Genomic DNA, 23,320 nt, shown 5'->3' with positions numbered 1-23,320 from the left:
CCTCCCCACCGCGCCCCTCACCCGCATCGCCGTGCCCGACCTCCGCCGACCGCCTTTCGGCCAAGGCGTCGTTCCCGACGGCCACAGGCCGTTCCGCGGTCGCGGTGTCGTAGCCGCCACCCGCGGACGGTCCCTCGGCCGTCACAGAGGGGGCCTGAGGCGTGGGTTCGGTCCCGTCGCCCGCAGGCCGATCCTCGGTGGCGGGTTCGAGCCCGGTGGAGGGCTCGGCCTTGGCGGGCTCGGCGTCTGTGGACATGGGAACTCCATCGGGGGTCGTCGACGTGCCGTGCCGAGCCCGCGCGAGACGGCACGCCTGCCCGGCAACAAAGAGAGAGCCTAGCGACGATCACGCCGCCAGGCTCTCTCAGCCGTCACTCAGCCCCCGTGCGAACTCCGGCTATTCCTGCCACCACTCGGCGTCGTCCTCCGCCTTGGCCTCGGCCTTGGCGGCGGGCGCCGGCACCGGCTCCGCGGAAGAGGCCTCGACCACGGGCGCGGCGATCGCCGGCTTGGCCGGGGCGGCCGCGACCGCGGACTCGTGAACCTCCTGACCCGGCAGGGCGGCGCCGCCGAGCAACTGGCGCAGCTGAGCCAGGTGGCTGGTGATGCTGTCGCGCTGGCGGGTCAGCTCGTCGACCTGGCGCTGCATCGCCGTGCGGGTGCGCTCGGCTTCGTTCTTCGCCTCGGTGACGATCGTCTCGGCGCTCGACTTGGCGTCGGCCACGATGGTCTCGGCGCTCTTGCGGGCGTTGGCGACGAGCTGCTTGGCGTGCAGGTCGGCCTCGCGGCGGGTCTGGTCGGCCTGCTGGGTCGCCTTCGTGGCCCTCGACTCGGCCGTGGCGGCGCGCTGCTCGGCCTCGGCGACCAGCTTCTGCGTGGCGGCCTGGGCGGAGGCGTGGCGCTCGGCCTCCTGGCGCTCGGCGTCCTCGCGGCGGGCGGCGAGCTGGATCTCGAACTCGGCCTCGTCCTGCGCCCGCTTGGCCTCCGACTCCTCCAGCACCCGCTGAGCCTGCGCGCGCATCTCGTCGGCCTGCCGCTTGGCGGTGGTCAGCACCTCGTCGCGCTCGCGCTTGGTCGAGGCCCGCAGCTGGGCGACCTCGCGCTCGGTGGTGGTGCGGAGCTTGGCGATCTCCCGCTCGACGTCGGCCCGCTTCTCCGCCACCTCGTGGTCGGCCGTGGCCCGCAGCTTGGCGGCCTCGCGCTCGGTGGTGTTGGTCAGCTCGTCGGCCTCGCGGCGGGCCGTCGAGCGGATCTCCTCGGCATCCCGCTCAGCGGAGGTGCGCATCTCGTCGGTCTCGCGCGTGGCCTGGGCGCGCTTGTCGGCGGCCTCGGCCTCGGCGGCGGCCCGCAGGTCGGCGGCCTCGACCTTGGCGGCGGCCTTGATCTCGTTGGCCTCGGACCTGGCGGCCTGCACGAGCTCGGTGGCCTGCTCCTCGGCCAGGCGGAGCAGCTGCTCGATGCGGGCGCCGAGACCGGAGTAGGTCGGGCGCTCCTGCTCCTGCAGCTGGCGCTGGGAGTCGGACAGATCGCGCTGCAGGCCGGCAACCTGCTCACGCGCCTGGCGTAGCTCTCCGTCGACCTGCTTCAAGTGATCATGGACCTGGTGCCGGTCGTAACCACGGAGCACCACGTCGAACTCGCGCGCTGGGGCGTCCTCGAAAAAGTTGTTGAGCTGGGCGTCGATGTCGGACTGCATGGAGGCTCGATCCTGGGTTGTCGAGACGGCTACACGGGCCGGACGGGGGGTTCGGGGCATCCGATCCAGGAGCCTGTGCCTCGCGGCAGGCTCCATGTCCGGTGGAAGGTCAAGCGTACTCCGCTGGTGCCACCTGCGAAGCCCCGTCCAACTTTCTGCGTGACTAGTTACATATGCACGTTTTTGGGGTTTTCTAGCGTCTGGCCGCCTGAACCAACTCGGTCAGCATTCCGCCCACGTCTTTGGGATGCAGGAACGCGATCCGGGAGTCCATCGACCCGTGTCTGGGACGCTCGTCCAGGAGCCTCACTCCTCTCTCGCTGATCTTACTCATGGCGTCCGTCACATCTCGTACGCCGAATGCCACGTGATGGACGCCCTCGCCACGCTTGGCGAGGAATTTTCCCACAGGGGAGTCCTCGGTGAGAGGCTCCAGGAGCTGAATGTAGGAGCCCCCACCTTCGCCGTCGGAGATGTGCAACATGGCCTCCTTGACACCTTGCTCCTCGTTGACCTCGCGAGCAACAACCGTCAGGTCGAATGTGTCAGAAAAGAGACTGATCTGCTCTTCGAGGTCACGGCACGCGATACCGATGTGGTCGATCCGCAGGAACATATGTGGCCCACCTCCATAGCGAACGGTCACCTACTCGTGGGTATGGTGTCAAAGAACCAGATGGCGAGCACAGGAGGCCCGTGTCCATGTCCAGTTCCGTCATCGTCGCCGGAGCTCGCACCCCCATCGGCAAACTGCTGGGCGCCCTGTCCGGGCTGACCGCCGTCGACCTGGGGGGCATCGCCATCAAGGCGGCGCTCGAACGGGCGGGAGTGGCGCCCGAATCGGTGGAATACGTGATCATGGGCCAGGTCCTCCAGGCCGGTGCCGGCCAGATCCCCTCCCGCCAGGCCGCCGTCAAGGCCGGCATCCCCATGACCGTCCCCTCGCTCACCGTCAACAAGGTCTGCCTGTCGGGCCTCGACGCCATCGCCCTGGCCGACCAGCTCATCAGAGCGGGCGAGTTCGACATCGTGGTGGCCGGTGGCATGGAGTCGATGACCAACGCCCCCCACCTGCTGCCCGGCCTGCGCAAGGGCGTCAAGTACGGCGGCGCCGACGTGGTCGACTCCATGGCCCACGACGGCCTGTTCTGCGCATTCGACCAGTGCGCGATGGGCGAGTCCACCGAGCGCCACAACACCAGGCTGGGCATCGGCCGCGAGCGGCAGGACGCCCTGTCGGCCCGCTCGCACCAGCTCGCCGCCGCCGCCATCAAGAACGGCGTCTTCGAGGACGAGATCGTCCCCGTGCAGATCCCGCAGCGGCGCGGTGAGCCGGTCGTCGTCAAGGACGACGAGGGCGTACGCGGCGACACGACGGTGGAGACGCTGGCCAAGCTGCGCCCGGCCTTCGCCGCCGACGGCACCATCACCGCCGGTTCCGCCTCCCAGATCTCCGACGGCGCCTGCGCCGTGGTCGTCATGTCGAAGTCGAGGGCCGAGGAACTGGGCCTGCCGTGGCTGGCCGAGATCGGCAGGCACGGCAACGTGGCGGGCCCCGACGCCTCCCTCCAGTCCCAGCCCGCGAACGCCATCAAGCAGGCCATGGCCAAGCAGGGCGTGACGGCCGGCGACCTGGACCTCGTGGAGATCAACGAGGCCTTCGCCAGCGTGGTCCTGCAGTCGGCCGAAGAACTCGGCATCCCGCTGGACAAGGTGAACGTCAACGGCGGCGGCATCGCCCTCGGCCACCCGATCGGGGCGTCCGGGGCTCGGATCGTGCTGTCGCTGGCGTACGAACTGAAGCGGCGAGGCGGCGGTCTGGGAGCGGCGGGCCTGTGCGGTGGCGGCGGCCAGGGAGACGCGCTGCTCATCCGCGTCCCATAGGCGGCTTGCCGGAACGCAAGGTCCTCGCATCGGCCCCTGGTGTTTCAAGGCACAGCTAGTCGCCGTTCGAGGTGACCATGCCGCGAGCGATGGCGTTGATCGTGGCGTCGAGCACGTCGTGGGTGTCGCCGTACATGTGCTGGTTCATGGCGATCAGCCGGATAGTGCCCATCACGCCCATCACGATTTCGGGCTCGACATCCCTGGTGATCACCCCCCTGGGCCTGTCCTTTGGCGATGTACTCCAGCAGTGGGGTCATGATGTACGGCGTGACGCGGGCGATCTCGTGTGCGCCGATCCGTCCGGACACTGCCTCGAGCTCGTCAGGATGGGTGAACAACCGACGGTAGAACGGATCCGCGGTCAGCACGGTCGTCATCGCTCGCATCACCTCTACCAGGGATTCCACGCTCGGAGGACGGAGGAACACGGCACTGTGCCGTTCGGCGATGAGGCGTCCGTTCGGTTTCGAACCTATTGATCAGATTCACGTTCACGGCGCGACGAGCATCCTCCTCGACCAGCATGAGGAGCTAAGACTGCAGGCTCTTGCCCCGCGCGTGCGCGCGGCCAGGGCGTCCCGCACCTGCTCGGGCACGTCTCGGATCTGGAGCGTGACTGACAGGCATGCGTCATAGATGCGCGCACCGCCTGACGGGCCCCCGACAGCGCGATGCCCCGGTCCGACCAGGAATTGGACCGGGGCCCCGTAACGCACCGCTCAGGCCCTCACCAGGAACTCGAGGGCCCGGGCGCGCCCCCTCAAGGGGGCTGTTCAGCCCGGCTGCGAGGGAGGTTGCGGCCGGGCTGCTTGTGGGCGGTCATGAGGCCAGGAACCTGGCGAGGGCCGAGCGGTGGCGGCGCTCGCCCCGCGGGCCCCTGCGCGCCTCCATGACCCGCCGCTGCTCGGAGGCGGCGCGGCGCAGCTCAGACGCGCGGTGCTGCATCACGGTGTATTCGAGTTCGGCGTTCATCCGAGTGCTCCTCTGCTTCGTTGCCTGCACTCTCAAGATTCGTCCTAAGGCCCTCCCCGCCACATCGGGCGGATGCCTTATCTCCGGACGCGGGCAGGGACTTAAGAGGGTGGAACACGCGGCTAAGCACCTGAGGGGCGCTTACGGCTCGCCGGTGAACTCGACCGTCACCTTCGTGAACCCGAGCGACTTGAGCATGCCCGACAACATCGCCTTGGTGTTGGCGTCGGCCCTGGCGCGCAGGTCACTGGCCACGGCGGCCTCGGTGATCTTCTTCTCGGCCAGCAGGTAGAGCTCCCGCTGGTCGCTCGGCGAGCCCGACAGGAAGTCCTGTACCCGGTCGAACAGACCCCGCTGGTGCGCGAACACGTAGGAGCGGCCGTTGTCCAGGTTGGGCTTCTCGAGCTGGGCGTGCGGCAGGCGGATGGTCGCCTGTGTACGGTCCGGCGAGACGGTGACCGCGTTGGTGCCCATGGCGGAGAAGTCGACGTAGGCGTCCACGCCGCCCGCCCCGACGAACAACGTACGGGTGCCCTTGACGGCGTCGGGCAGGAAGCCGGCGTCCTTCTCCAGGTCCACGACCACCTGGAAGGTGCCGGTCGCCGCCTCGAAGCGGCTCATGTCCTTGATGGACTGCAGCAGCGCCGGCTGGCTGCGGTCGATGGTCCGCCCGCCGAACGGGTCGAGCCACGACCAGGCCAGGCGGCCGCCCACCACGAGCAGGACCGCCAGCACCAGGAACGCGGCGAGATATCGCCACCTGCGGCGCCGCCCGGGAGTCACCTCGGGCAGCGTCGTACGCGAAGTCGTCATGGCAGCATGACTACCCGCCTGGCGATCACCATCGCCAGCCGATCGGTGACATCTCCGGTTCTTTCGCGTCAGCGGACCTGTACGCGACCGCGACCGCGGGCGCCGACGTGAGCGTCGCGTCCGGAGAGGACGCCCCCGGCACCCGCTCCGGAGGCGAGGCGCTCGCGCCGGGGGCGGAGGACGCCGCCGGGGTGCCGTCGGCGTCGGGGTAGACGGGATAGACGTGGCTCGACGAGGGCGTGGGGCGTACGGGCGAGGGCGCCACCTGCGCATGGGCGGGCCCGCCGCCGAAGTGGGTGCCGGCCAGGCGGCAGCTCTGGAAGTCGCTGTAGAACATCCGCAGCCACTCCCTGCGCTGGTGCTCGGTCAGGCCCGAGAACCAGGACGCCGCGTACTGGTGCTCGGGCAGCGGCCCTCCGGGCAGCGGCTCGCCGCGCAGCCACGCCATCACGATCTCCCTGTAGCCGTCCGCGACCGTGCCGGGGCACCGGGCGGCCAGCGACTCGATGTACTCGTACGCCGCCTCCTCCGCGAACCCCGCGGACAGGTCGGGCACGTGGATCGGCGCGAGCCCGTTGGACGGTTTCAGCTCGTCGTCCAGCGGCCGCTGCTCCACCCGCGTGAACGCGGCAGGCGTGCCCGCCAGCCTGGAGGCGATCTGCGTGAACGACGCCCCCAGCTCGGTCAGCCCCGCCCGCATGCCCGGATGCACGCACACCGTGATCGGCCACTCCTGGCAGCTGTAGGCGATCTCCTCGGCGGCGGCCGGCTTGGAGTGGGTCAGGACGCGCGAGACGCCCATCCCCGCGGCCAGCACGGCCAGCAGCGCGCACGCCAGCACCAGAGCCTGCCTGGTCACCAGCGCCGCCCAGCCGAGCAGCAGCGCCGCCGTGAGGCCGAGCAGCCAGATCGTCTGGTCGAAGAACGCGGCCCCGCTCAACCCCTGGAACAGGTCGTACGGCTCCCCGGTGCCCGGCGCCAGCTTGTCGGCCCACCCGCGGTCGTCGGCCAGCCACGAGAACACCCCATAGCAGGCGAGGCCGGCGACCGGCGGGGTGAAGGGGTGCGGCAGCACCCAGCCGGCCACCCACCCGATCACGGAGTAAAGGGCCAGTCCCGCCATGCCCATGCCGAGGCCCGCCAGGCTCAGCCGGCCCGCCTGGTCGGTGAGGACCGTCTTGACGGCCAGCACCAGCACGGTCGCACCGAACGACCCCAGCACCACCACCACGATCGCCAGCGGTGCCTTGAGCGCCCTCCACGTCGTGAGCGAGCGCCCGCGCAGCGCCTTGCGCTTGCGCAACGCCACCCACGCGGCGAAGGCCGCGGCGACCGGCCCGGTCAGCCGGAGCGATCCGATGACCGCCGCCACGATGTTCTCCCAGGCGTCGACGCCGGGTATCAGGACGTTCCACGCTGCGACCAGGCCGACAGCGAGCAGCACGGCCACAGTGACGGCCGCGCTCTGCTTCAGCTCCTCCCGTGAAACGCCCCCGTGCTCACGCACCCGTTTTCCCGTTGAAGTTCATCAAGCACCCCCCGTGCCCCTCGGCAAGGCGGAAACGATCAGTCCGGCCGGTCCCCACAGGCTGATGGACTTGGCGTCCGCGTCACCATTCGTAGGAGAACCATAACTGAGCGTGATGATTGATGTCCGGACTCTTGGCCAAGCGGAGAGGCCTGTCGCTGAGAGTAGCCAGACGAACCGGGACGACCGGCGCGCTACCGTATCGCTGTGACGCAGCCCAAGCCTCTCAACCTGCCGTTCGACCCGATCGACCGCGCCGCGGAGAGCTGGCGGGCCCACTTCGGTCCGTCCGCGGCCATGGCCGCGGTGACGTCGATCATGCGAGCGCACCAGATCCTGCTGTCGCAGCTCGACGCGCTGCTCAAGCCCTACGGCCTGACCTTCGCGCGGTACGAGGCGCTCGTGCTGCTGACGTTCAGCAGGACGGGGGCGCTGCCCTTGTCAAAGATCGGGGAAAGGTTGATGGTCCACCCCACCAGCGTCACGAACACGGTGGACAGGCTGGAGAAGTCCGGGTTCGTCCGGCGGTTGCCCAATCCCCGTGACGGGCGCGGCGTGCTCGCCGAGATCACCGAGCCGGGGCGCGACGTCGTACGCCGGGCCACCGGCGACCTGATGGCGGCCGAGTTCGGCCTGTCGATGTACGCCGAGGACGAACTCCAGGCGATGTTCGACCATTTGCGCACCCTTCGGGTGGCGGCTGGTGACTTCGCCGGGTCGTCGATGCGGCAAGATGAGGAGCATGGCGGACTTCTCTAAACCCGGGTCGCTCTACGGAGCCGTGGACCTGGGCGCGCGCAAGCAGGCACTGGAGGCGCAGGCACGGCGGGAGGCCGCAGGTCCCCAGGCGGCCGCGGCCTCGGTCGTCGACGTGACCGAGGAGACGTTCACGAGTGAGGTCATCGACAAGTCGATGACGTTGCCCGTCGTGCTCGACCTCTGGTCGCCGAGGTCGCCGGGCAGCGTCCAGCTCAGCCCGGTGCTGGAGAAGGTGGTCGGCGACCTTGGCGGCAAGGCCGTGCTGGCCAAGGTCAACGTCGACGCCAGCCCGCAGATAGCGCAGGCGCTGCGCGTCCAGGCCGTGCCGACCGTGCTGGCGATCTTCCAGGGCCAGGCCGTGACCGGTTTCCAGCAGGTGCTGCCCGAGCAGGAGGTGCGGCGCTGGCTCGACGAGCTGATGGGCGCGGTCGAGCAGTTCTACCAGGCCAACCCCGACGCCAGGCCCGCCGAGGCCGGCGAGCCGGCCGAGCAGGAGGAGCCGTCCGGGCCTCCCGCCGATCCCGACATGGCGGCGGCCGAGCAGGCGATCGACCGCGGCGACTTCGACGCGGCCATCGAGGCCTACCAGCGGCTGCTGGCCCGCGCGCCGGGCAACGAGGACGCGAAGATGGGGCTGGCCGGGGTCGCGCTGCTCAAGCGCACGTCCGAGGCCGACCCCGCCGACGTCCAGCGGCGCGCGCAGGAGGACCCGGCAGACCTCGACGCGCAGCTGCTCGCGGCCGACTTCGAGATGATGTCGGGCGCGATCGACCAGGCGTTCGAGCGCGTCATCGCCGTGGTCAAGCGCACCTCGGGCGACGAGCGCGACAAAGCCAGGCGGCATCTGCTCGGTTTGTTCGAGGCTTTGCCGGCCGAAGACCCATCCTTGGCCAAAGCGCGTAGAGCGTTGGCGAGCGCACTGTTCTAACCTGAATTCATGCGGGTCGTCACCATATCGGCGACATACGGCACGGCCGGCAGCCAGATCGGTCCGGCCGCGGCCGAGCGCCTCGGCGTGCCCTTCATCGACCGCGCGATCCCCAGTGCCGTCGCCGAGGAGTTGGGCTGCACGCTGGAGGAGGCGCTGGCCCACGACGACCGCGCCGAGCACGGCATCGGCCGGCTCTTCTCCGGGGCGATGCGGCTGCCCACGGTGACGTTCGGCGGCGTCGACATGTATGTTCCGGGCGCGATGCCCCTGGCGCCCGAGGAGTTCGTCAGCCGCACCGAGCGCGTGCTCAAGGAGACCGCGCGCCTGCAGGGCGGCGTGTTCCTGGGCAGGGCGGGGGCGCTGGTGCTGGCCGACCACCCCGGCGCGCTGCACGTGCGGCTGGACGCCCCTCTGACCCGCAGGGTGCGGCAGACGGCCACGCTGGGGCAGCTCAGCGAGCGCGAGGCCCGGCAGATCATCGAGGACAACGACCGGGCGCGGAGCGCCTATGTGCGCCACTTCTACCGCACCGACCCGGCCGACGCCCGGCTCTATCACCTGGTGATCGACAGCATCACCATTCCCGTGGCCACGTGTGTCGAACTGATCGTCATGGCCTCCGAGGCGCGGGATTGACCGGATGACCTCTAACATGGATGCATTCTTGGTCAGTCCCGAAGGAGCGATTGACGTGGCGACCGTCCCCAGTGTGTCGTACTCCATCACCGTGCGCCTCGAGGTGCCCGCAGGTGGCAACGCCGTGAGTCTGCTCACGCACGCCGTAGAGTCGGCAGGGGGTGTCGTGACCGCCCTCGACGTCACCAACGCGGGTCACGAGAAGCTGCGCATCGACGTGACCTGCGCCGCCAGGGACACCGATCACGCCCAGGCCATCGTCGACCAGCTCGAGGCGATCGAGGGCGTTGTCATCCACAAGGTGTCCGACCGCACCTTCCTCATGCACCTCGGCGGCAAGATCGAGATGGTGTCGAAGGTGCCGCTGCGTAACCGTGACGAGCTGTCCATGGCCTACACGCCCGGTGTTGCGCGCGTGTCCATGGCGATCGCGCGCAACAAGGAGGACGCGCGGCGCCTGACCATCAAGCGCAACACCGTGGCGGTCGTCACCGACGGCTCCGCCGTGCTGGGGCTGGGCAACATCGGGCCCGAGGCGGCGCTGCCCGTCATGGAGGGCAAGGCGGCGCTGTTCAAACGGTTCGCGGGCATCGACGCCTGGCCGATCTGCCTGGACACCCAGGACGTCGACGAGATCGTGCGCACGGTGCAGGTGATCGCGCCGGGGTTCGGCGGGATCAACCTGGAGGACATCGGCGCGCCGCGCTGCTTCGAGGTGGAGCGGCGGTTGCGCGAGCTGCTCGACATCCCGGTCTTCCACGACGACCAGCACGGCACGGCGATCTGCGTGCTTGCGGCGCTTACCAACGCCCTGCGGGTGGTCGACAAGAACATCGAAAACGTCAAGATCACCATGGCGGGCGCGGGGGCGGCGGGCTACGCCGTGCTGCGGCTGCTGCTGGCGGCCGGGGCGCGCAACGTGATCGTGTGCGACTACCTCGGGGCCGTGCACAAGGGGCGCGATGACCTCGACGACTCGCTGCGCTGGATGGCCGACAACACCAACGCCGAGGGCTACGCGGGCGACCTGCGGGGCGCGGTGAAGGACGCCGACGTCTTCGTGGGCGTCTCCGCGCCCGGCATCCTGACCGGCGACGACATCGCCTCGATGGCTAAGGACCCGGTCGTGTTCGCGCTGGCCAACCCCGAGCCGGAAGTGTCGCCCGACGACGCCCGCGAGCACGCCGCCGTGGTGGCCACCGGGCGCTCCGACTACCCCAACCAGATCAACAACGTGCTGGCATTCCCGGGGGTCTTCCGCGGCCTGCTCGACGCTCAGGCGTCCGTCGTGACGGAGGAGATGTTGCTGGCCGCCGCGGGCGCGCTCGCCGCCGTCGTCACGCCCGAGGAGCTGGGGCCCAACTACATCGTCCCGAGCGTCTTCCACCCCGACGTGGCCACCGCCGTCGCCGCCGCCGTCCGCGAGTCGGCCGGCGGGCGCGCGCGGGGCTTCACCGAAGCATAAGATCATCTTTCGTTACGGCACAGCCGAGGTCACGCCGGCCGCCGCACGTGGCTGAGGGCCTCCAGGGAGACGCCCGCTGACCCGCACGTGGCCGGCCGCCGTCACGGCGCCCTCTGGGCCGTTCACGTGGTCTCTCGCGCGCCGTCGGGAAGCGCGGGCTCCTCGTGGCCAGGCTCCTCCCGGGTGAGGGCGGGCATCAGCCGATAGCTCTCCTGGAAGACCAGGTTGTGGGCGTCGCCGGCGGCGATCACCCGCAAGGTGTCGAGTTGCGCCGCCGCGTCCTCCTCGTCGAAGACGTTCAGCGGCCAGTCGCCGACCGTGTTGCCGCGCAGGTGCGGATGGTGGAAGTCGCTGCCGTAGTGGGCGACCACCGCGATCGGCTGGGCGTGGCGGGCGCGCTGTTGCTGCCACGTCAGCGACCACATCGCGTTGAGCCCGCCCTCGCGCGACCGGGTGACGCCGCTGGCGACCACCTCCCCGGTGCCGAGCAGCAGGTCTGCGTTGATCTCGTCGAGGGCGGTGCGGGCCACCGGGTCCAGCAGCCCGACCGCCGTGATGAACACCTGCTCCTTGTCGTCCCGCGAGACGGCCCGGCCGTGGGTGCCGTCGCGCAGGTCACGGAAGTGCCTGAGCAGGGCTTCGTTGATGGGAGTGCGCATGCCCTTTCCCTGCCCCATGGGGTCGTCAGGCCACCTCAGCGGGCCTCAGGCGGCCTGGCCGAGCAGCTTCTCGATCCTGGCGCGCACGTCGGGTGTGTCGAGGCCGCGTACCGTGAGCGTCGTGCGGCGGCGTACGACGTCGTCGACCGTGGCCGCCCACTCGCGGTCACGGGCGTAGACCGCCTGGGCCCAGATGTCCGGCCCGTCGGGGTGGATGCGCTCGCCGAGCGCCGGGTCCTCGCGGATGAGCCGGGACAGGTCGAACGCGATCGAGCCGTAGTGCGTGGCCAGGTGCCTGGCGACCAGCGGGTCCATGCGCGTGCCCGGATCGCGGTCGGTCCACAGCCGCATGGCCACCGCGTCGGGGCTGGCCAGCCCCGGCAGCGGCACCGCCGGCAGGATGTCGGCCAGGTCGTCGCCGAGCGGTTGCCCCGGCAGGCGGGCGAGCGTGGCGAGCACGTGCCTGCCGATGTGCCGGTAGGTCGTCCACTTGCCACCGGCGACGGAGAGCATGCCGCCCGAGCCGCTGGTCACGACGGTCTCCCGCTTGGCCGCGGCGACCTGCCCGGGGCCGCCGGGCAGCACGCGCAGCCCGGCGAAGGCGTAGGTGATGTCCTCGCGCCTGAGCTGGGAGTCGCGTACGGAGTGGCCCGCCTCGTCGAGGATCTGCGCGATGTCGGTCTCGGTGGCGCGGACCGCGGCAGGGTCGCCCTCGTAGGCCTCGTCCGTGGTGCCGAGCAGCAGGTGGTCCTCCCACGGGATGGCGAAGGACACCCGGTATTTGTCGATGGGCGTGGTGAGCGCGGCCTTCCACGGCTCCTGCCGGCGCAGCACCAGGTGGGCCCCCTTGGACAGCCGGATGCTGGGCGCGGCGGAAGGGTCTTCCATGCGCCGCAGATGGTCGACCCACGGCCCGGTGGCGTTCAGCACGAGCCTGGCCGACACGCCGAACTCGGTCCCGTCGAGCCGGTCGCGCAGCTCGGCGCCCGTCACGGTGCCGGCCGTCTTGCGCAGCCCGACGACCTCGGCGTGGTTGAGCACGACCGCGCCCGCGTCCACCGCGGCGCGTACGGTCATGACGGCGACCCGGCTGTCGTTCATCTGGTGGTCGCCGTAGACGGCGGCGGCCCGCAAGCCCTCGGAGCGCAGGGCGGGCACCTTGGCCATGGCCTGCTGCGGCGTGATCACGCGGCCCATGCCGTCGCCGAACACCGACAGGGCGGAGTACAGGAACACCCCCGCGCCCAGCTTGGCGGCGCCGTGCGGGCCGCCCTTGTAGATCGGCACCACGAACGTCAGCGGCTTGACCAGGTGGGGTGCGATGTCGGCGGCCAGCGCACGCCGTTCGCGGTGGTTCTCCGCGACCAGTCGCACGTTGCCGGTCTGCAGGTAGCGCAGGCCGCCGTGGACGAGCTTGGAGGAGGCGCTGGACGTGGCGCCGGCGAAGTCGCCCGCGTCCACCATCGCCACCCGCAGCCCCGCCTGCGCGGCCATCCACGTCACCGACGTGCCGAGGATGCCGCCGCCGATCACGAGCAGGTCGTAGGCGGTGCCGGCCAGCTCGTGCCTGGTTTCCGCGCGGTCGGTGCCGATCGCGAGTGTCATGGTCTGCTCCCCTCCTCCCGCTCGACCCAGCCGAGAGTGCGCGCCACGGCCTTCTTCCAGTTGCGGTATTCGCGTTCGCGTACGGCTTCGCCGATCGCGGGACGCCATTCGGCGGCCTTGTGCCAGTTGGCCCGCAGGCTCTCGACGTCGGGCCAGTAGCCGGTGGCCAGGCCGGCCGCGTACGCGGCGCCCAGCGCGGTGGTCTCGGCCACCATCGGCCGGATGACGGGCACCGCGAGCACGTCGGCGAGCGTCTGCATGAGCAGGTTGTCGGCGGTCATGCCGCCGTCGGCGCGCAACGTGGTCAGGTCGAGCCCGGAGTCGGCGTTCATCGCGTCGACCACCTCGCGGGTCTGCCAAGCCGTGGCCTCGAGCACGGCCCGCGCCAGGTGGCCCTTGTTGACGAACCCGGTCAGTCCCGCGATCACCCCGCGCGCGTCGGAGCGCCAGTGGGGCGCGAACAACCCCGAGAACGCGGGCACGAAATAGCAGCCGCCGTTGTCGTCGACCGTCCTCGCCAGCGTCTCGATCTCGGCCGCGCTGGAGATCAGGCCCAGGTTGTCGCGCAGCCACTGCACCAGGGAGCCGGTGACCGCGATGGCGCCCTCCAGCGCGTACGTGGCCGGGCCGGAGCCGATCTGGTAGCCGACGGTGGTCAGCAGGCCGTGCTTGGAGACGACCGGCTCGTGACCGGTGTTCATCAGCAGGAAGCTGCCGGAGCCGTAGGTGCTCTTGGTCTCGCCGGGGGCGAAGCACGTCTGCCCGAACAGCGCGGCCTGCTGGTCGCCGAGCGCGGAGGCGACCGGGACGCCGCCGGACGTGCGGCCGTAGACCTCGGCGGACGGGCGGATCTCCGGCAACATCGCGCCCGGCACGCCCATCGCCGCCAGCAGCTCGTCGTCCCAGCCCAGCGTGTGGATGTCCATCAACATCGTACGGCTGGCGTTGGTGACGTCGGTGATGTGGCGGCCCGTGAGGTTCCACAACAACCAGCTGTCCATCGTGCCGAACAGCACCTCGCCCCGCTCGGCCCGCTCCCGCAGGCCGGGGATCTCGTCGAGCAGCCAGCGGATCTTCGGCCCGGAGAAGTAGGTGGCCAGCGGCAGCCCGGCACGCTCCTTGAACAGGCTCTCGTGCTCGGCCAGCGCCCGGGTCAGCGCGTCGGTGCGGGTGTCCTGCCAGACGATCGCGTTGCAGACGGGCCTGCCGGTCTCGCGGTCCCACAACACGGTGGTCTCGCGCTGGTTGGTGATGCCGAGCGCGGCGATCTGCGCGTCCTCGATGCCGGCGCCGCTCACGGCCTCTCCCAGCAGGCCGCGCACCGCCTGCCAGATCTCGTCCGCGTCGTGCTCCACCCAGCCGGGCCTGGGGAAAATCTGGCGGTGCTCCCGCTGGGCGACGGAGATGATGTTGCCGGCCTCGTCGAAGACGATGCACCGGCTGGACGTGGTGCCCTGGTCGATGGCTGCGACGTAGTGCGGTCGAGGCACGAGCTTCCTCGCTTGGATCAGGGTTCGACAATGTCGAACGACGTGAAGAATGTTATGCGGTCGTCATAGGGGTGGACAAGTCAGCGGGCGAGAGCGCGCGTGATCGCGCGGGCCGCGTCGCGCACGTACGAGACGTACTCCATGTGCAGGGCTCCGTCCGGGGCCAGCCGCTCGACCGCGCCGCGGATGCCGATGGCGCCCACCACGATGCCGCGCGGGTCCTTGATGGGTGCGGCGATGGCCACCTCGCCCTCCGTGAGCTCCTCCCTCTCGGCCGCCCAGCCGCGCGTCCTGACCTGGTCGAGCTCGGTCTCCAGACCTTTGGGGTCGGTGAGCGTGGCCTTCGTGTACGCCCGCAGAGGCGCGGCCGGCGCCTCGCCGTAGGGGTCGTGGGCGAGCAGGACCTTGCCGAGTGCGCTGGCGTGCGTCGGCAGGTAGGTGCCGACCTGGAGGGTCTGCATGCTGTCGTCCGGCCTGAACACGTGGTGGATCACCAGTACGTGCCCCTCGTGCAGGGTGCCGATCCAGGCGCTCTCCCTGCTGCGTCCCGCCAGGGCGTCGGCCCAGTTGATCGAGCGGGTCCGCAGCTCGTTGACGTCGAGGTAGCTGCTGCCCAGGTGGAGCAGCGTGGCGCCGAGGCGGTACTTTCCCGTCGCCGGGTCCTGTTCGACGAACCCCACGCGGACCAGCGTGCGCAGGATGCCGTGCAGCGTCCCTTTGGGCAGGCCCAGCGCCTTGGCCAGCTCGGCCACGCCGAGCTGGCGCGGACCCGAGGCGAGCAGCCGCAGGATGGCGGCCGCCCGCTCGACCGATTGAATCGTCTCTCCCACACCTCGCACCCTAGTGCAGAGCGGTTCGATAATGCCGAACGCGGACCCTGCGGCGGTGAACAGGCGCACCGGGCGGCCGCAAAGTGCCCGCCCACCAGCAGCGCGGCAGGTCGGGTCGGCCTAGAATGTCGCAAGCGGTGAACCCGGCAGACCACGACGCCCCGTTCAGCCCCGCGCCCGAGCCCGGAATGCCCCCTCAGCAAAGACATGGTCGGCAGGGAGAGCCCGGCGGGCACGCGATGGCGGTGGCGAGTCCCCTGGGATCACTCGCCATGAGCACAACCCCGGCGAGGTCGCCAGCCCTCCCCGTGACCGAGGAGAGCCGAGCACGCCATGCCGACAAGGAGATGCCTGCGCCGCCTGACCAGGCCGGAATCCCTGCCCGCGAGCAGGGGCACCTGGTACGCCGCGGGCCGTGAAATGCCGGGGCCGTCAAAACATGCACCACTAACGGGATAGGGGTCCCGTTAACCGGGCATGCCGGTATACGGTGAGGAGTTTAGATGGAACAACCTTCCCGTTTGGCGGGAACCGTGCGGCCGGGGGGCCGCACCGCGCGGGTACGCGCCGCCGTACTCGACGCCACCCAGGACATCCTGGTCGAGCACGGTTTCCACGGCCTGACCATGGACCAGGTGGCGGCCAGGGCGGGCGTCGGCAAGACCACGGTCTACCGGCGCTGGGGGAGCACTCCCAGGCTGGTGGCCGACCTGATGAAAGAGCTGGCCAACCAGTCGTCGCCGCACGCCGACACCGGCGACGCCGAGTGCGACCTGCTGGCCAACGCGGTGTCCGTCTGGGAGGCGGTCACCGACGGACGGCTCGGTGCCACGTTGCAGGCAGTGATCGCCGCCGCGACCTGCGACGAGGAGGCCGCCGACGCGCTGCGGACCTTCTTCGCCCGCAGGATCGAGGAGTGGGCCACCGTCGTGGACCTGGCCGTCAAGCGGGGCGAACTGCCCGAGGGGACCGACGGCGGTGAGTTGATCAGGGCGATCTCCGCCCCGCTCTACTACCGCCTGGTGGTCACGAGGGAGCCGGTGACGCGCTGGGACGCCGAACGGTCGGTGTCACGCACGCTGGCCGCCGCGCGGGCCGGCGCCTTCGTGCCCTGACGGGCTCGGGCCCGTGAGACCGCCGGTTTCACGGGGCTGAGCGGGGCCAGATCGATCCGTACCACCACAACACGCCCCCCATGATCACGAGCCCGCCCGCTGTGGCCAGCTTGGCCATGAGGTCCACGGGCGGGCCTGTGAAGGGGAGGCGGTCGAGGTGGTGGCCCCAGGGGCAGTCGTTCTCGATGTCGGTCGAGTCGATCAGCGTGTCGGGGTGGTGCTCGGCGACCGAGTACGCCTCGATCTCGGCGCGACTGCCCCTTTTCACCCGCACCTGCTTGACGATCGTCTTGCGTGCCGGGATCGAGCCGCTGGCCACGGTTCTGCCGTCGGCCCGCAGGTCGTACCGTGCCAGCTGGCGCGTCACGTTGCGGAGCGTGACGGTGGCCCGGCCGGAGCGGCAGGCCACGTCGTCGACCGTCATCGTGAACGGGTCGCCCGGATCCAGTCGCGGCCACGCCCAGGCGGTGGCGGGGAGGAGCAGCGCCACGGTCATGGGCAGCGTGGCCAGGACGACACGAGTACCGATACGCATGCGCTCCCCCCGGGGTGTGATCTTTGCTACTGAATGTGCCCAAGTAAGCACTAAAAGTAACATCGGCTCACTGAGGGAGCGCACGCCCCCGGATACACGCCATGATGGATGTATGGCGGAGGCGATCTACGTCGGCGGGTTGTTGGTGGCGACGCCGCTTCTCGACGACCCCAACTTCCGGCGTAGCGTCGTGCTGATCCTGGAACACGACCACGACGGCGGCACTCTGGGCGTGGTGCTCAACAGGCCGAGCGACATCTCGGTGACGCAGGTGCTGCCCGTGTGGGATCCGCTGGTGACGGGGCCTCCGGTGTTGTTCGAGGGCGGGCCCGTGCAGACCGACAGCGCGCTCGCGCTGGCGGCCGTCCCGAGCGGGGAGGAGCCGCTGGGCTGGCGCAGGCTCCACGCCGGCACGCCGGCCGTCTCGCGGCTCGGCACGGTAGACCTGGACGCGCCGCCCGAGATCCTGCAGGGGGAGATCGCGCAGATGCGCATCTTCGCGGGGTACGCGGGCTGGACGTCGGGTCAGCTGGAGAGCGAGATCGCCGAGGGTGCATGGTACGTCGTCGACTCCGAGGTCGGCGACACCTTCCACGCCGATCCGGGCTCGCTCTGGCGGCACGTGCTGCGGCGCCAGCACGGCGAGCTGGCCTTCGTGGCGACGTGCCCGGACGATCCGACGATGAACTGAGCCCCGCCGCTCAGAGGTCCCATCCCGGCCGCAGCGAGCGCTCGGCCAGCGCGATCGTCTCGGCCATGCGGCCGGTGATCTCCGGCATCCCGCCGTCGCGGCGCGGGCACTCGAAGCCGACGCGCATCGCCGACATGGCGAAGGCGACGATCAGGTGGGAGAGCTGGTCCGAGTCGGCGTCGGCTCCCCTGCGGGCGGCGACCAGCTCCGCGAGGCGGCGCTCGGTGCCGGCGCCCCTGGCCACCGACTGGCCGATCAGCTGCGGGTTCTCGTCAAGGACACGGCGGAGTTTGAGGAACCTGCGGTGCTCGTCCTCCGTTGAGCCTTCCATGTCGCTCAGCACCGCGCGTACCGCGTGCATGAGTGCCGTGAACGGCGGCTCGTCCTGCGGGCGGGAGCGCATGGTCTCCATCATGAGCCCCTCGCCGTGGTCGTGGAACCACAGCACCAGATGGTCCTTGCTGGTGAAGTAGCGGAAGAAGGTGCGGGGGGAGATGTCGACGGCCCCCGCGATCTGCTCGACGGTGGTCGACTCGTATCCTTGTTCGAGGAACAGGTCGAGTGCCGCGTCGAGGATCGCCAGGCGCGTCTTCTCCTTCTTGCGTTCACGCAGACCCACAGTGCTCACTCCCTCGAAACTTTTCTGTCATAGTGTGCCATAAGTCATAGTCCGCCAAGTGAAAGTCGGTTGTCACAAGTCATCGGCTGTCATAGATTACTGAGGCTTGCGATACCTATGCCCCTACGCGGGGCTTATGTCATTCAGGGGGACTCATGGCTCACGCGAAGGCGGTCGGCGTGCCGTCGCCGCCCGGTCCGGACCGGACGGCGGCCGGCCGCAATCCGTGGCTGGTGCTGCTGGCGGTCAGCCTGGGCGTCATCATGGTGATGCTCGACGGCACCGTGGTGGGCATCGCCAACCCGGTCATCCAGGCCGACCTGAAGGCCTCGCTGTCGGACCTGCAGTGGGTGACCAGCGGCTACCTGCTGGCGCTGGCGGTGTTCCTGATCACGGCGGGCAAGCTCGGCGACCTGTTCGGGCACAAGCGCGTCTTTCTCATCGGGGTGGCCGGCTTCGCGATCACGTCCGTGGGCATCGGCCTCAGCGCCGAACTGGCCGGCGTCATCCCCGGCCTCTCGCCCGTCGGCGCGCTCATCGGGCTGCGGGTGCTGCAGGGCCTGTTCGGCGCGCTGCTCCAGCCCGCGGCGCTGGCGCTGCTGCGTGGAGCGTTCCCAGGGCCGAGGCTGAACCAGGCGATGGGAGCCTGGGGCGGCATCATCGGCCTGTCCAGCGCCGCCGGACCGATCGTGGGCGGTGTGCTGGTCGAGAACGTGAACTGGGAGTCGGTCTTCTTCATCAACGCGCCGGTCGGGATCATCGCCCTCGTCATGGGCATCTTCCTGATCCAGGACAACCGCGCCCAGACCATGGCGCGGATCGACTGGCTCGGCGTGCTGCTGCTGTCGGGCGCGATGTTCTCGCTGGTGTGGACGATCATCAAGGCCCCCGACTGGGGATGGGGCGACAGCGCGACGCTGAGCTTCCTGGGCGCGTTCGCGGTGCTGATCGGCGCGTTCATCTTCTGGCAGCACCGGGCGCAGAAACTCGGCAGGCAGCCGCTGGTCCCGCTGTCGCTGTTCAGGAACGTCTCGATCTCCATCGGCACCGTGCTGATGATGATGGTGGCGTTCGCGATGTTCGGGGCGATGTTCTTCCTGGGCTTCTTCTTCCAGGGCGTGCACGGCCTGAGCCCGCTGGAGGCCGGTCTGCGCATGTTGCCGATGAGCGCCGGCATGATCGTCGCCTCGCCGCTGGCGGGCCTGGCGATCGGCAGGCTCGGGCCGAAGATCACGATGGCGGCCGGTCTGCTCATCACCGCGTTCGCCATGTTCCTCATGTCCCAGCTCAGCATCGACGCGTCGTTCCTCGCCAGCGCCATCCCGTTCGTGCTGCTGGCCTTCGGCATGTCGCCGGTCTTCGTGGGCGCCACGGAGATCATCGTGGGCAACGCGCCACTTGAGCTGAGCGGTGTCGCGGGCGGCGTCCAGCAGTCGGCCATGCAGGTCGGCGGCGCGCTGGGCACCGCGATCCTGGGCGCCGTGATGGCCGCCGAGATCTCCGGCACGCTGCCCGGCCACCTCGGCCCCGCGGCGCAGGCCATCCCGCCCGCCCAGCTGGCCGGGCTGGAGAAGGCGGCCGCCTTCGGCGCGGCTCCTCCCGGGCTGCCGCAGCCGATCGTCGACGCCGTGCACCACTCGTTCATGGACGGCATGCACCTCGCCTTTCTGGTGAGCACCGGCATTGCCGTGCTGACCGCCCTGCTGACGCTGTTCGTCAAGGCGGGGCGCAAGGCCGAGGGCGTACAGGTGCACGTGGGCTGACCCCCTGAGCGGCCCGCTGCGGCCCTCGCCCTCGCGGCGGGGGCCACGGCGTTCGGTGCAGGACGCGGTCGCGAGCGGGCATAAACTCGGTGGGGTGAGCAGCACGAAGATCCTCCCAGAGCAGGAGACCACGCCGCGGACCTCGCACGGCGACGGCGATCACGAGCGCTTCGCCCACTACGCGGACAAACACAAGATCACCGAGAGCATGGTGACGGGCACGCCCATCCGCGCCCTGTGCGGCAAGATCTGGGTGCCCAGCCGTGACCCCAAGAAATACCCGGTCTGCCCGGAGTGCAAAGAGATCTACGAAGGCCTTCCCTCCGGTGGTGGCGAGGGTGACGACAAGCAGTGAGTGTTGCTGAGCGGTGATCCTCCACTGAACAGCTACGGTCTGTAGCCATGTCGGTACATCCGTAGTGGGAGGATCGTATGGCTCGGCGTGCGACCGCCGTCTCGTTGGCATGCCTGCTGGCGATCTGGTTCGCCCCGCCGCTGCGGGCCGGTGCCGCCCACGCGGCCGCGTGCGGCCATCGCGCGCCGGAGGGGCCAGGGCCGCGCTCGCCCCAGCCGGGAGACGTGGCCAAGGTCCAGTCCGAGCTGGCCCGGCGCCTGGCCGGCGTCACGCCGTCGACCCAGATCACCGTGCCCACCGTGGTGCACGTCATCACGCGGCCTGACCGCCAGGTATCCGACCAGGCGGTCGAAGCGCAGATCACTGTGCTCAACTCCGCGTACGCCGGCCGCTTCGGCGGCGTCGACACCGGCGTGCGGTTCCGCCTCGACGGCATCAAGGTCAGGCGGAACGCCGCCTGGTTCGGCGATCCGGTCGACCACGAGCGGGCCATGAAGAGCGCGCTGCACCAGGGCGGCCCCGGCACGCTCAACCTCTACATCGCCCAGCTCAGCGAGCAGATGCTGGGCTTCGCCAGCTACCCCTACTGGTACACCGACGATCCCGCGCTCGACGGCGTCGTCATCGACTGGCGCGGCCTGCCCGGGGGTGCGATGACCAACTACAACCGCGGCTTCACCGGCGTGCACGAGATCGGCCACTGGCTCGGGCTGTTCCACACGTTCGAGAACGGCTGCAAGGAGCCGGGCGACGGCATCGACGACACACCCGCCCAGGCCAGGCCGACCAAAGGGTGCCCTGAGCGCTCCGACACCTGCGCGAAGGCGGGGCTCGACCCCGTGCACAACTTCATGGACTACGCACACGACCGGTGCATGTCGGAGTTCACCCAGGGGCAGGCCAGGCGGATGCACGAGATGTGGGCGGCGTACCGGCAGGCCGCGCCGGGCGCGATGCGAGGCTGAATACGATGTGCGAGTGACAGCTCCGAAGACACTCGACACTCCCCACCAGCCGCCGCGGATCTTCGGCGCGCGCTACCGCACCGCGACCCTCGGCATCCTGCTCGTGGTCACGCTGGTGGCTTTCGAGGGCATGTCGGTCGGCGTCGCCATGCCGGCCATCGCCGACGAGCTGGACGCGCTCGACCTCTACGGGATCAGCTTCTCGGCCTTCCTGATCGCCAGCCTGTTCGCCAACGTGGTGTCGGGCCTCTGGTCGGACCGGCACGGCTACCCCTTCCCGTTCGTGACGGGAATGGTGTTGTTCGTCGTCGGGATGGCGCTGGCCGGGGCGGCGTCGACGGCGGTGATGTTCCTCGTGGCGCGGGCCGTACAGGGGCTGGGGGCGGGCTCCACCATCGTGGCGCTGTACGTGATGATCGCGCGGGTCTACCCCGTGGAGTCGCGGCCCAAGGCGTTCGCGGCCATCTCCGCGGCCTGGGTGGTGCCCGCCATGGTCGGCCCGGCCGTGGCCGGGTTCGTGGCCCAGAACTGGGGCTGGCGCTACGTCTTCTACGGCATCATCCCGCTCGTGGTGCCCGCACTGCTGATGCTGCTCCCGTCGCTGCGCAGGCCGTCATCGCCGGACGAGGCGCCGTCCGGCGGGCCGAGGTCGCGGCCGGTGGCCATGACGCTGGCCGCCACCGCCGCGGCCGCCGGCGCCGGAGTGCTGCTGCACGGCGTCGATCGGCTGCACCTGCATCCCGTCTCAGGAGCGGTGGAGACGGCGGCCGGGCTCGCCTCGCTGATGTACGGGCTGTTCCGACTGTTGCCTCCCCGGGCGCTGCGGTTCGGGCGCGGGCTGCCCACGACCGTGATGATGCGGGGCTTCTTCTCGGCCTCCTTCTTCGGCGTCAACTCCTTCATCCCGCTGGCGCTGCAGGAAGTGAAGGGCTTCGACCTGTCGAGCGCGGGCGTCGCGCTGACGACCGGGGCGCTCGGCTGGTCCGCCGGCTCCTACCTGCAGAGCAGGAAGGAAGGGGCGGCGCACCTGCGGATCCGGCTCGGCACGAGCTGCATCGCCGTCGCCATCCTGCTCTGCCTGCCGGCCGTCCTGCCCGGGATAAGCGGGTGGATCGCCGTGCCCGCGTGGATCCTGGCCGGCTTCGGGATGGGGTACGGCATGACCACGGTCAGCATCACGGCGCTGAAGCAGTCGCCCGTCAACGAACAGGGGGCCAACTCCGCGGCGCTGTCGGTGACGGACATGCTGGGCTCGGCGCTGGCCATCGGCGTCGGCGGCGCGCTGGTCAACCTGATCGGGCACTCCTCCGCCGAGATCGCCACCGGGTTCGTCGTCATCTCGATCCTCATGGCCTCGATCGCCCTGAGCGGCACCGTGCTCGCCGGTCGCACCCGCTGAATTCCGCCCCACCTGTCACAACGGCAACGGATCGCCTGATCGCCGTCGCCAGGAGTGATAGGACAGCGGGACAAGGAGGTGTCATGGAGGGTGATCACCGTGTCTGGCCACCGCGGATGGGGGCCCGGCATCGCCGTACTCCTCCTGAGGACCGTACGTCTACTGAGTCCGACACCCCTCCCGACGGCGCCTCCGCAGAGGGCGGAGGGGCCGTGTGGGGCGCTCACCGCGGCGCGAGGCCCCGGCGGGGCAGAAACCCCTTCGAGAGCGTCCGGGACACCACCGCCAGGACCGAGCGGCCTCCTGAGCCCCCTCCAGGACCCGTCCATGAAACGGGCTGGGGAGGTCTTCCGGGGCCTGAACCCGCGTCGCCGCGGAGGCGGCGGGAACGGTCCCATCCGCTGGACCTCGGTCCTGACCTGGAGGACGAGGAGCCCTGGAACCCGCGCATCCGCGGCGCCGCGGAAGCCGGCCGGGGCAACGGGCGTGGCGCGGGCCGCGCTCCGGCGCAGGAGGGCGAGTCCCTGCCGCCGTCGGCCAGGCTCCGGGGTTCGCCGATCGCCCCGGGACCGCGCGGGCGGGCGCGAGGCGGGGGCTGGCGCCGGTG

At 70.3% G+C, this 23,320-nt stretch carries 24 protein-coding genes; 11 read left to right on the top strand and 13 right to left on the bottom strand.

Annotated features, from left to right (window positions below; translation table 11 throughout):
* The 3 genes from GUY59_RS37075 to mce form a co-directional block, all read right to left on the bottom strand.
* Positions 1 to 256: hypothetical protein (locus GUY59_RS37075; RefSeq protein WP_201761783.1), on the bottom strand; the 256-nt coding region annotated here is incomplete at its 3' end.
* A gap of 141 nt (positions 257 to 397) precedes the next feature.
* Positions 398 to 1,696 carry a DivIVA domain-containing protein gene (locus tag GUY59_RS37070; protein ID WP_138205752.1) on the bottom strand — a complete coding sequence of 433 codons (1,299 nt, stop codon included), beginning with the start codon at positions 1,694 to 1,696 and terminating at the stop codon, positions 398 to 400.
* A 193-nt stretch (positions 1,697 to 1,889) separates the two neighbouring features.
* On the bottom strand, positions 1,890 to 2,312 hold the full coding sequence (mce, locus tag GUY59_RS37065) for a methylmalonyl-CoA epimerase (RefSeq protein WP_138205750.1): 423 nt from the start codon (positions 2,310 to 2,312) through the stop codon (positions 1,890 to 1,892).
* Positions 2,313 to 2,398: 86 nt separating this feature from the next.
* Between mce and GUY59_RS37060 the strand changes: the two genes are divergently transcribed.
* The gene (locus GUY59_RS37060; RefSeq protein WP_138205748.1) at positions 2,399 to 3,580 is read left to right on the top strand and encodes an acetyl-CoA C-acetyltransferase; all 1,182 of its coding nucleotides are present in this window, start codon (positions 2,399 to 2,401) and stop codon (positions 3,578 to 3,580) included.
* A gap of 55 nt (positions 3,581 to 3,635) precedes the next feature.
* On the opposite strand, the gene GUY59_RS37055 is transcribed toward GUY59_RS37060, so the two are convergent.
* From GUY59_RS37055 to GUY59_RS37045, 4 genes are all read right to left on the bottom strand, one after another.
* The gene (locus tag GUY59_RS37055; protein ID WP_161714883.1) at positions 3,636 to 3,794 is read right to left on the bottom strand and encodes a hypothetical protein; all 159 of its coding nucleotides are present in this window, start codon (positions 3,792 to 3,794) and stop codon (positions 3,636 to 3,638) included.
* Positions 3,795 to 4,402: 608 nt separating this feature from the next.
* Positions 4,403 to 4,555, bottom strand: coding sequence for a hypothetical protein (locus GUY59_RS47865; protein WP_165959531.1), 153 nt, complete (start codon positions 4,553 to 4,555; stop codon positions 4,403 to 4,405).
* 141 nt (positions 4,556 to 4,696) lie between these two features.
* Entirely contained in the window at positions 4,697 to 5,368 is a 672-nt protein-coding gene (locus GUY59_RS37050; RefSeq protein WP_138205746.1) for a DUF4230 domain-containing protein, read from the bottom strand.
* 25 nt (positions 5,369 to 5,393) lie between these two features.
* Positions 5,394 to 6,875, bottom strand: a complete 1,482-nt coding sequence (locus GUY59_RS37045) for a hypothetical protein (protein WP_181957772.1) — start codon at positions 6,873 to 6,875, stop codon at positions 5,394 to 5,396.
* 228 nt (positions 6,876 to 7,103) lie between these two features.
* Here GUY59_RS37045 and GUY59_RS37040 point away from each other — a divergent pair, with 228 nt between their 5' ends.
* From GUY59_RS37040 to GUY59_RS37025, 4 genes are read left to right on the top strand one after another with little or no spacing between them, the layout of a single operon-like run.
* On the top strand, positions 7,104 to 7,655 hold the full coding sequence (locus tag GUY59_RS37040) for a MarR family winged helix-turn-helix transcriptional regulator (RefSeq protein WP_138205744.1): 552 nt from the start codon (positions 7,104 to 7,106) through the stop codon (positions 7,653 to 7,655).
* Positions 7,639 to 8,583 (top strand): tetratricopeptide repeat protein, encoded by a 945-nt coding sequence (locus GUY59_RS37035; protein ID WP_138205742.1) that lies wholly within the window; start codon positions 7,639 to 7,641, stop codon positions 8,581 to 8,583. The genes GUY59_RS37040 and GUY59_RS37035 overlap by 17 nt, the downstream gene beginning before the upstream one ends.
* A 9-nt stretch (positions 8,584 to 8,592) precedes the next feature.
* Entirely contained in the window at positions 8,593 to 9,222 is a 630-nt protein-coding gene (locus GUY59_RS37030) for a cytidylate kinase-like family protein (RefSeq protein ID WP_138205740.1), read from the top strand.
* 55 nt (positions 9,223 to 9,277) lie between these two features.
* On the top strand, positions 9,278 to 10,687 hold the full coding sequence (locus GUY59_RS37025; protein WP_138205738.1) for an NAD-dependent malic enzyme: 1,410 nt from the start codon (positions 9,278 to 9,280) through the stop codon (positions 10,685 to 10,687).
* Between the two features lie 122 nt (positions 10,688 to 10,809).
* Here the strand turns inward: GUY59_RS37025 and GUY59_RS37020 are convergent, their stop codons facing one another.
* From GUY59_RS37020 to GUY59_RS37005, 4 genes are all read right to left on the bottom strand, one after another.
* Positions 10,810 to 11,346 (bottom strand): hypothetical protein, encoded by a 537-nt coding sequence (locus tag GUY59_RS37020; RefSeq protein WP_171055544.1) that lies wholly within the window; start codon positions 11,344 to 11,346, stop codon positions 10,810 to 10,812.
* Positions 11,347 to 11,391: 45 nt separating this feature from the next.
* Positions 11,392 to 12,951: a glycerol-3-phosphate dehydrogenase/oxidase gene (locus GUY59_RS37015; protein ID WP_138205734.1), complete on the bottom strand. Its 1,560-nt coding sequence runs from the start codon at positions 12,949 to 12,951 to the stop codon at positions 11,392 to 11,394.
* Positions 12,948 to 14,441: a glycerol kinase GlpK gene (gene glpK, locus GUY59_RS37010; RefSeq protein WP_138205732.1), complete on the bottom strand. Its 1,494-nt coding sequence runs from the start codon at positions 14,439 to 14,441 to the stop codon at positions 12,948 to 12,950. The genes GUY59_RS37015 and glpK overlap by 4 nt, the downstream gene beginning before the upstream one ends.
* Positions 14,442 to 14,521: 80 nt before the next feature.
* Positions 14,522 to 15,271, bottom strand: a complete 750-nt coding sequence (locus GUY59_RS37005) for an IclR family transcriptional regulator (protein ID WP_138205730.1) — start codon at positions 15,269 to 15,271, stop codon at positions 14,522 to 14,524.
* Between the two features lie 503 nt (positions 15,272 to 15,774).
* Here GUY59_RS37005 and GUY59_RS37000 point away from each other — a divergent pair.
* Positions 15,775 to 16,386, top strand: a complete 612-nt coding sequence (locus GUY59_RS37000) for a TetR/AcrR family transcriptional regulator (RefSeq protein ID WP_138205728.1) — start codon at positions 15,775 to 15,777, stop codon at positions 16,384 to 16,386.
* A 28-nt stretch (positions 16,387 to 16,414) separates the two neighbouring features.
* On the opposite strand, the gene GUY59_RS36995 is transcribed toward GUY59_RS37000, so the two are convergent.
* A complete protein-coding gene (locus GUY59_RS36995) occupies positions 16,415 to 16,921 on the bottom strand; it encodes a hypothetical protein (RefSeq protein ID WP_138205726.1) in 507 nt (168 codons plus the stop codon).
* A gap of 112 nt (positions 16,922 to 17,033) precedes the next feature.
* Here GUY59_RS36995 and GUY59_RS36990 point away from each other — a divergent pair, with 112 nt between their 5' ends.
* A complete protein-coding gene (locus GUY59_RS36990) occupies positions 17,034 to 17,612 on the top strand; it encodes a YqgE/AlgH family protein (protein ID WP_132331907.1) in 579 nt (192 codons plus the stop codon).
* A 10-nt stretch (positions 17,613 to 17,622) separates the two neighbouring features.
* Here GUY59_RS36990 and GUY59_RS36985 read toward each other — a convergent pair whose 3' ends face one another.
* Positions 17,623 to 18,231, bottom strand: a complete 609-nt coding sequence (locus tag GUY59_RS36985) for a TetR family transcriptional regulator (protein ID WP_161714882.1) — start codon at positions 18,229 to 18,231, stop codon at positions 17,623 to 17,625.
* Between the two features lie 155 nt (positions 18,232 to 18,386).
* Between GUY59_RS36985 and GUY59_RS36980 the strand changes: the two genes are divergently transcribed.
* The 4 genes from GUY59_RS36980 (at position 18,387) to GUY59_RS36965 (ending at position 22,713) form a co-directional block, all read left to right on the top strand.
* Entirely contained in the window at positions 18,387 to 19,994 is a 1,608-nt protein-coding gene (locus tag GUY59_RS36980) for an MFS transporter (protein WP_138205722.1), read from the top strand.
* Between the two features lie 94 nt (positions 19,995 to 20,088).
* Positions 20,089 to 20,349 (top strand): DUF3039 domain-containing protein, encoded by a 261-nt coding sequence (locus GUY59_RS36975; protein WP_132331901.1) that lies wholly within the window; start codon positions 20,089 to 20,091, stop codon positions 20,347 to 20,349.
* 77 nt (positions 20,350 to 20,426) lie between these two features.
* On the top strand, positions 20,427 to 21,314 hold the full coding sequence (locus GUY59_RS36970) for a zinc metalloprotease (RefSeq protein ID WP_138205720.1): 888 nt from the start codon (positions 20,427 to 20,429) through the stop codon (positions 21,312 to 21,314).
* 13 nt (positions 21,315 to 21,327) lie between these two features.
* Entirely contained in the window at positions 21,328 to 22,713 is a 1,386-nt protein-coding gene (locus GUY59_RS36965) for an MFS transporter (protein ID WP_252375137.1), read from the top strand.
* Positions 22,714 to 23,320 lie beyond the last annotated feature (607 nt).

Source organism: Nonomuraea sp. K271 (assembly GCF_009908215.1).
In the GTDB taxonomy this organism is placed as follows: domain Bacteria; phylum Actinomycetota; class Actinomycetes; order Streptosporangiales; family Streptosporangiaceae; genus Nonomuraea; species Nonomuraea longispora.
Note: the sequence above shows the minus strand (reverse complement) of the source record. Positions and strands in the feature narration are given on the sequence as shown.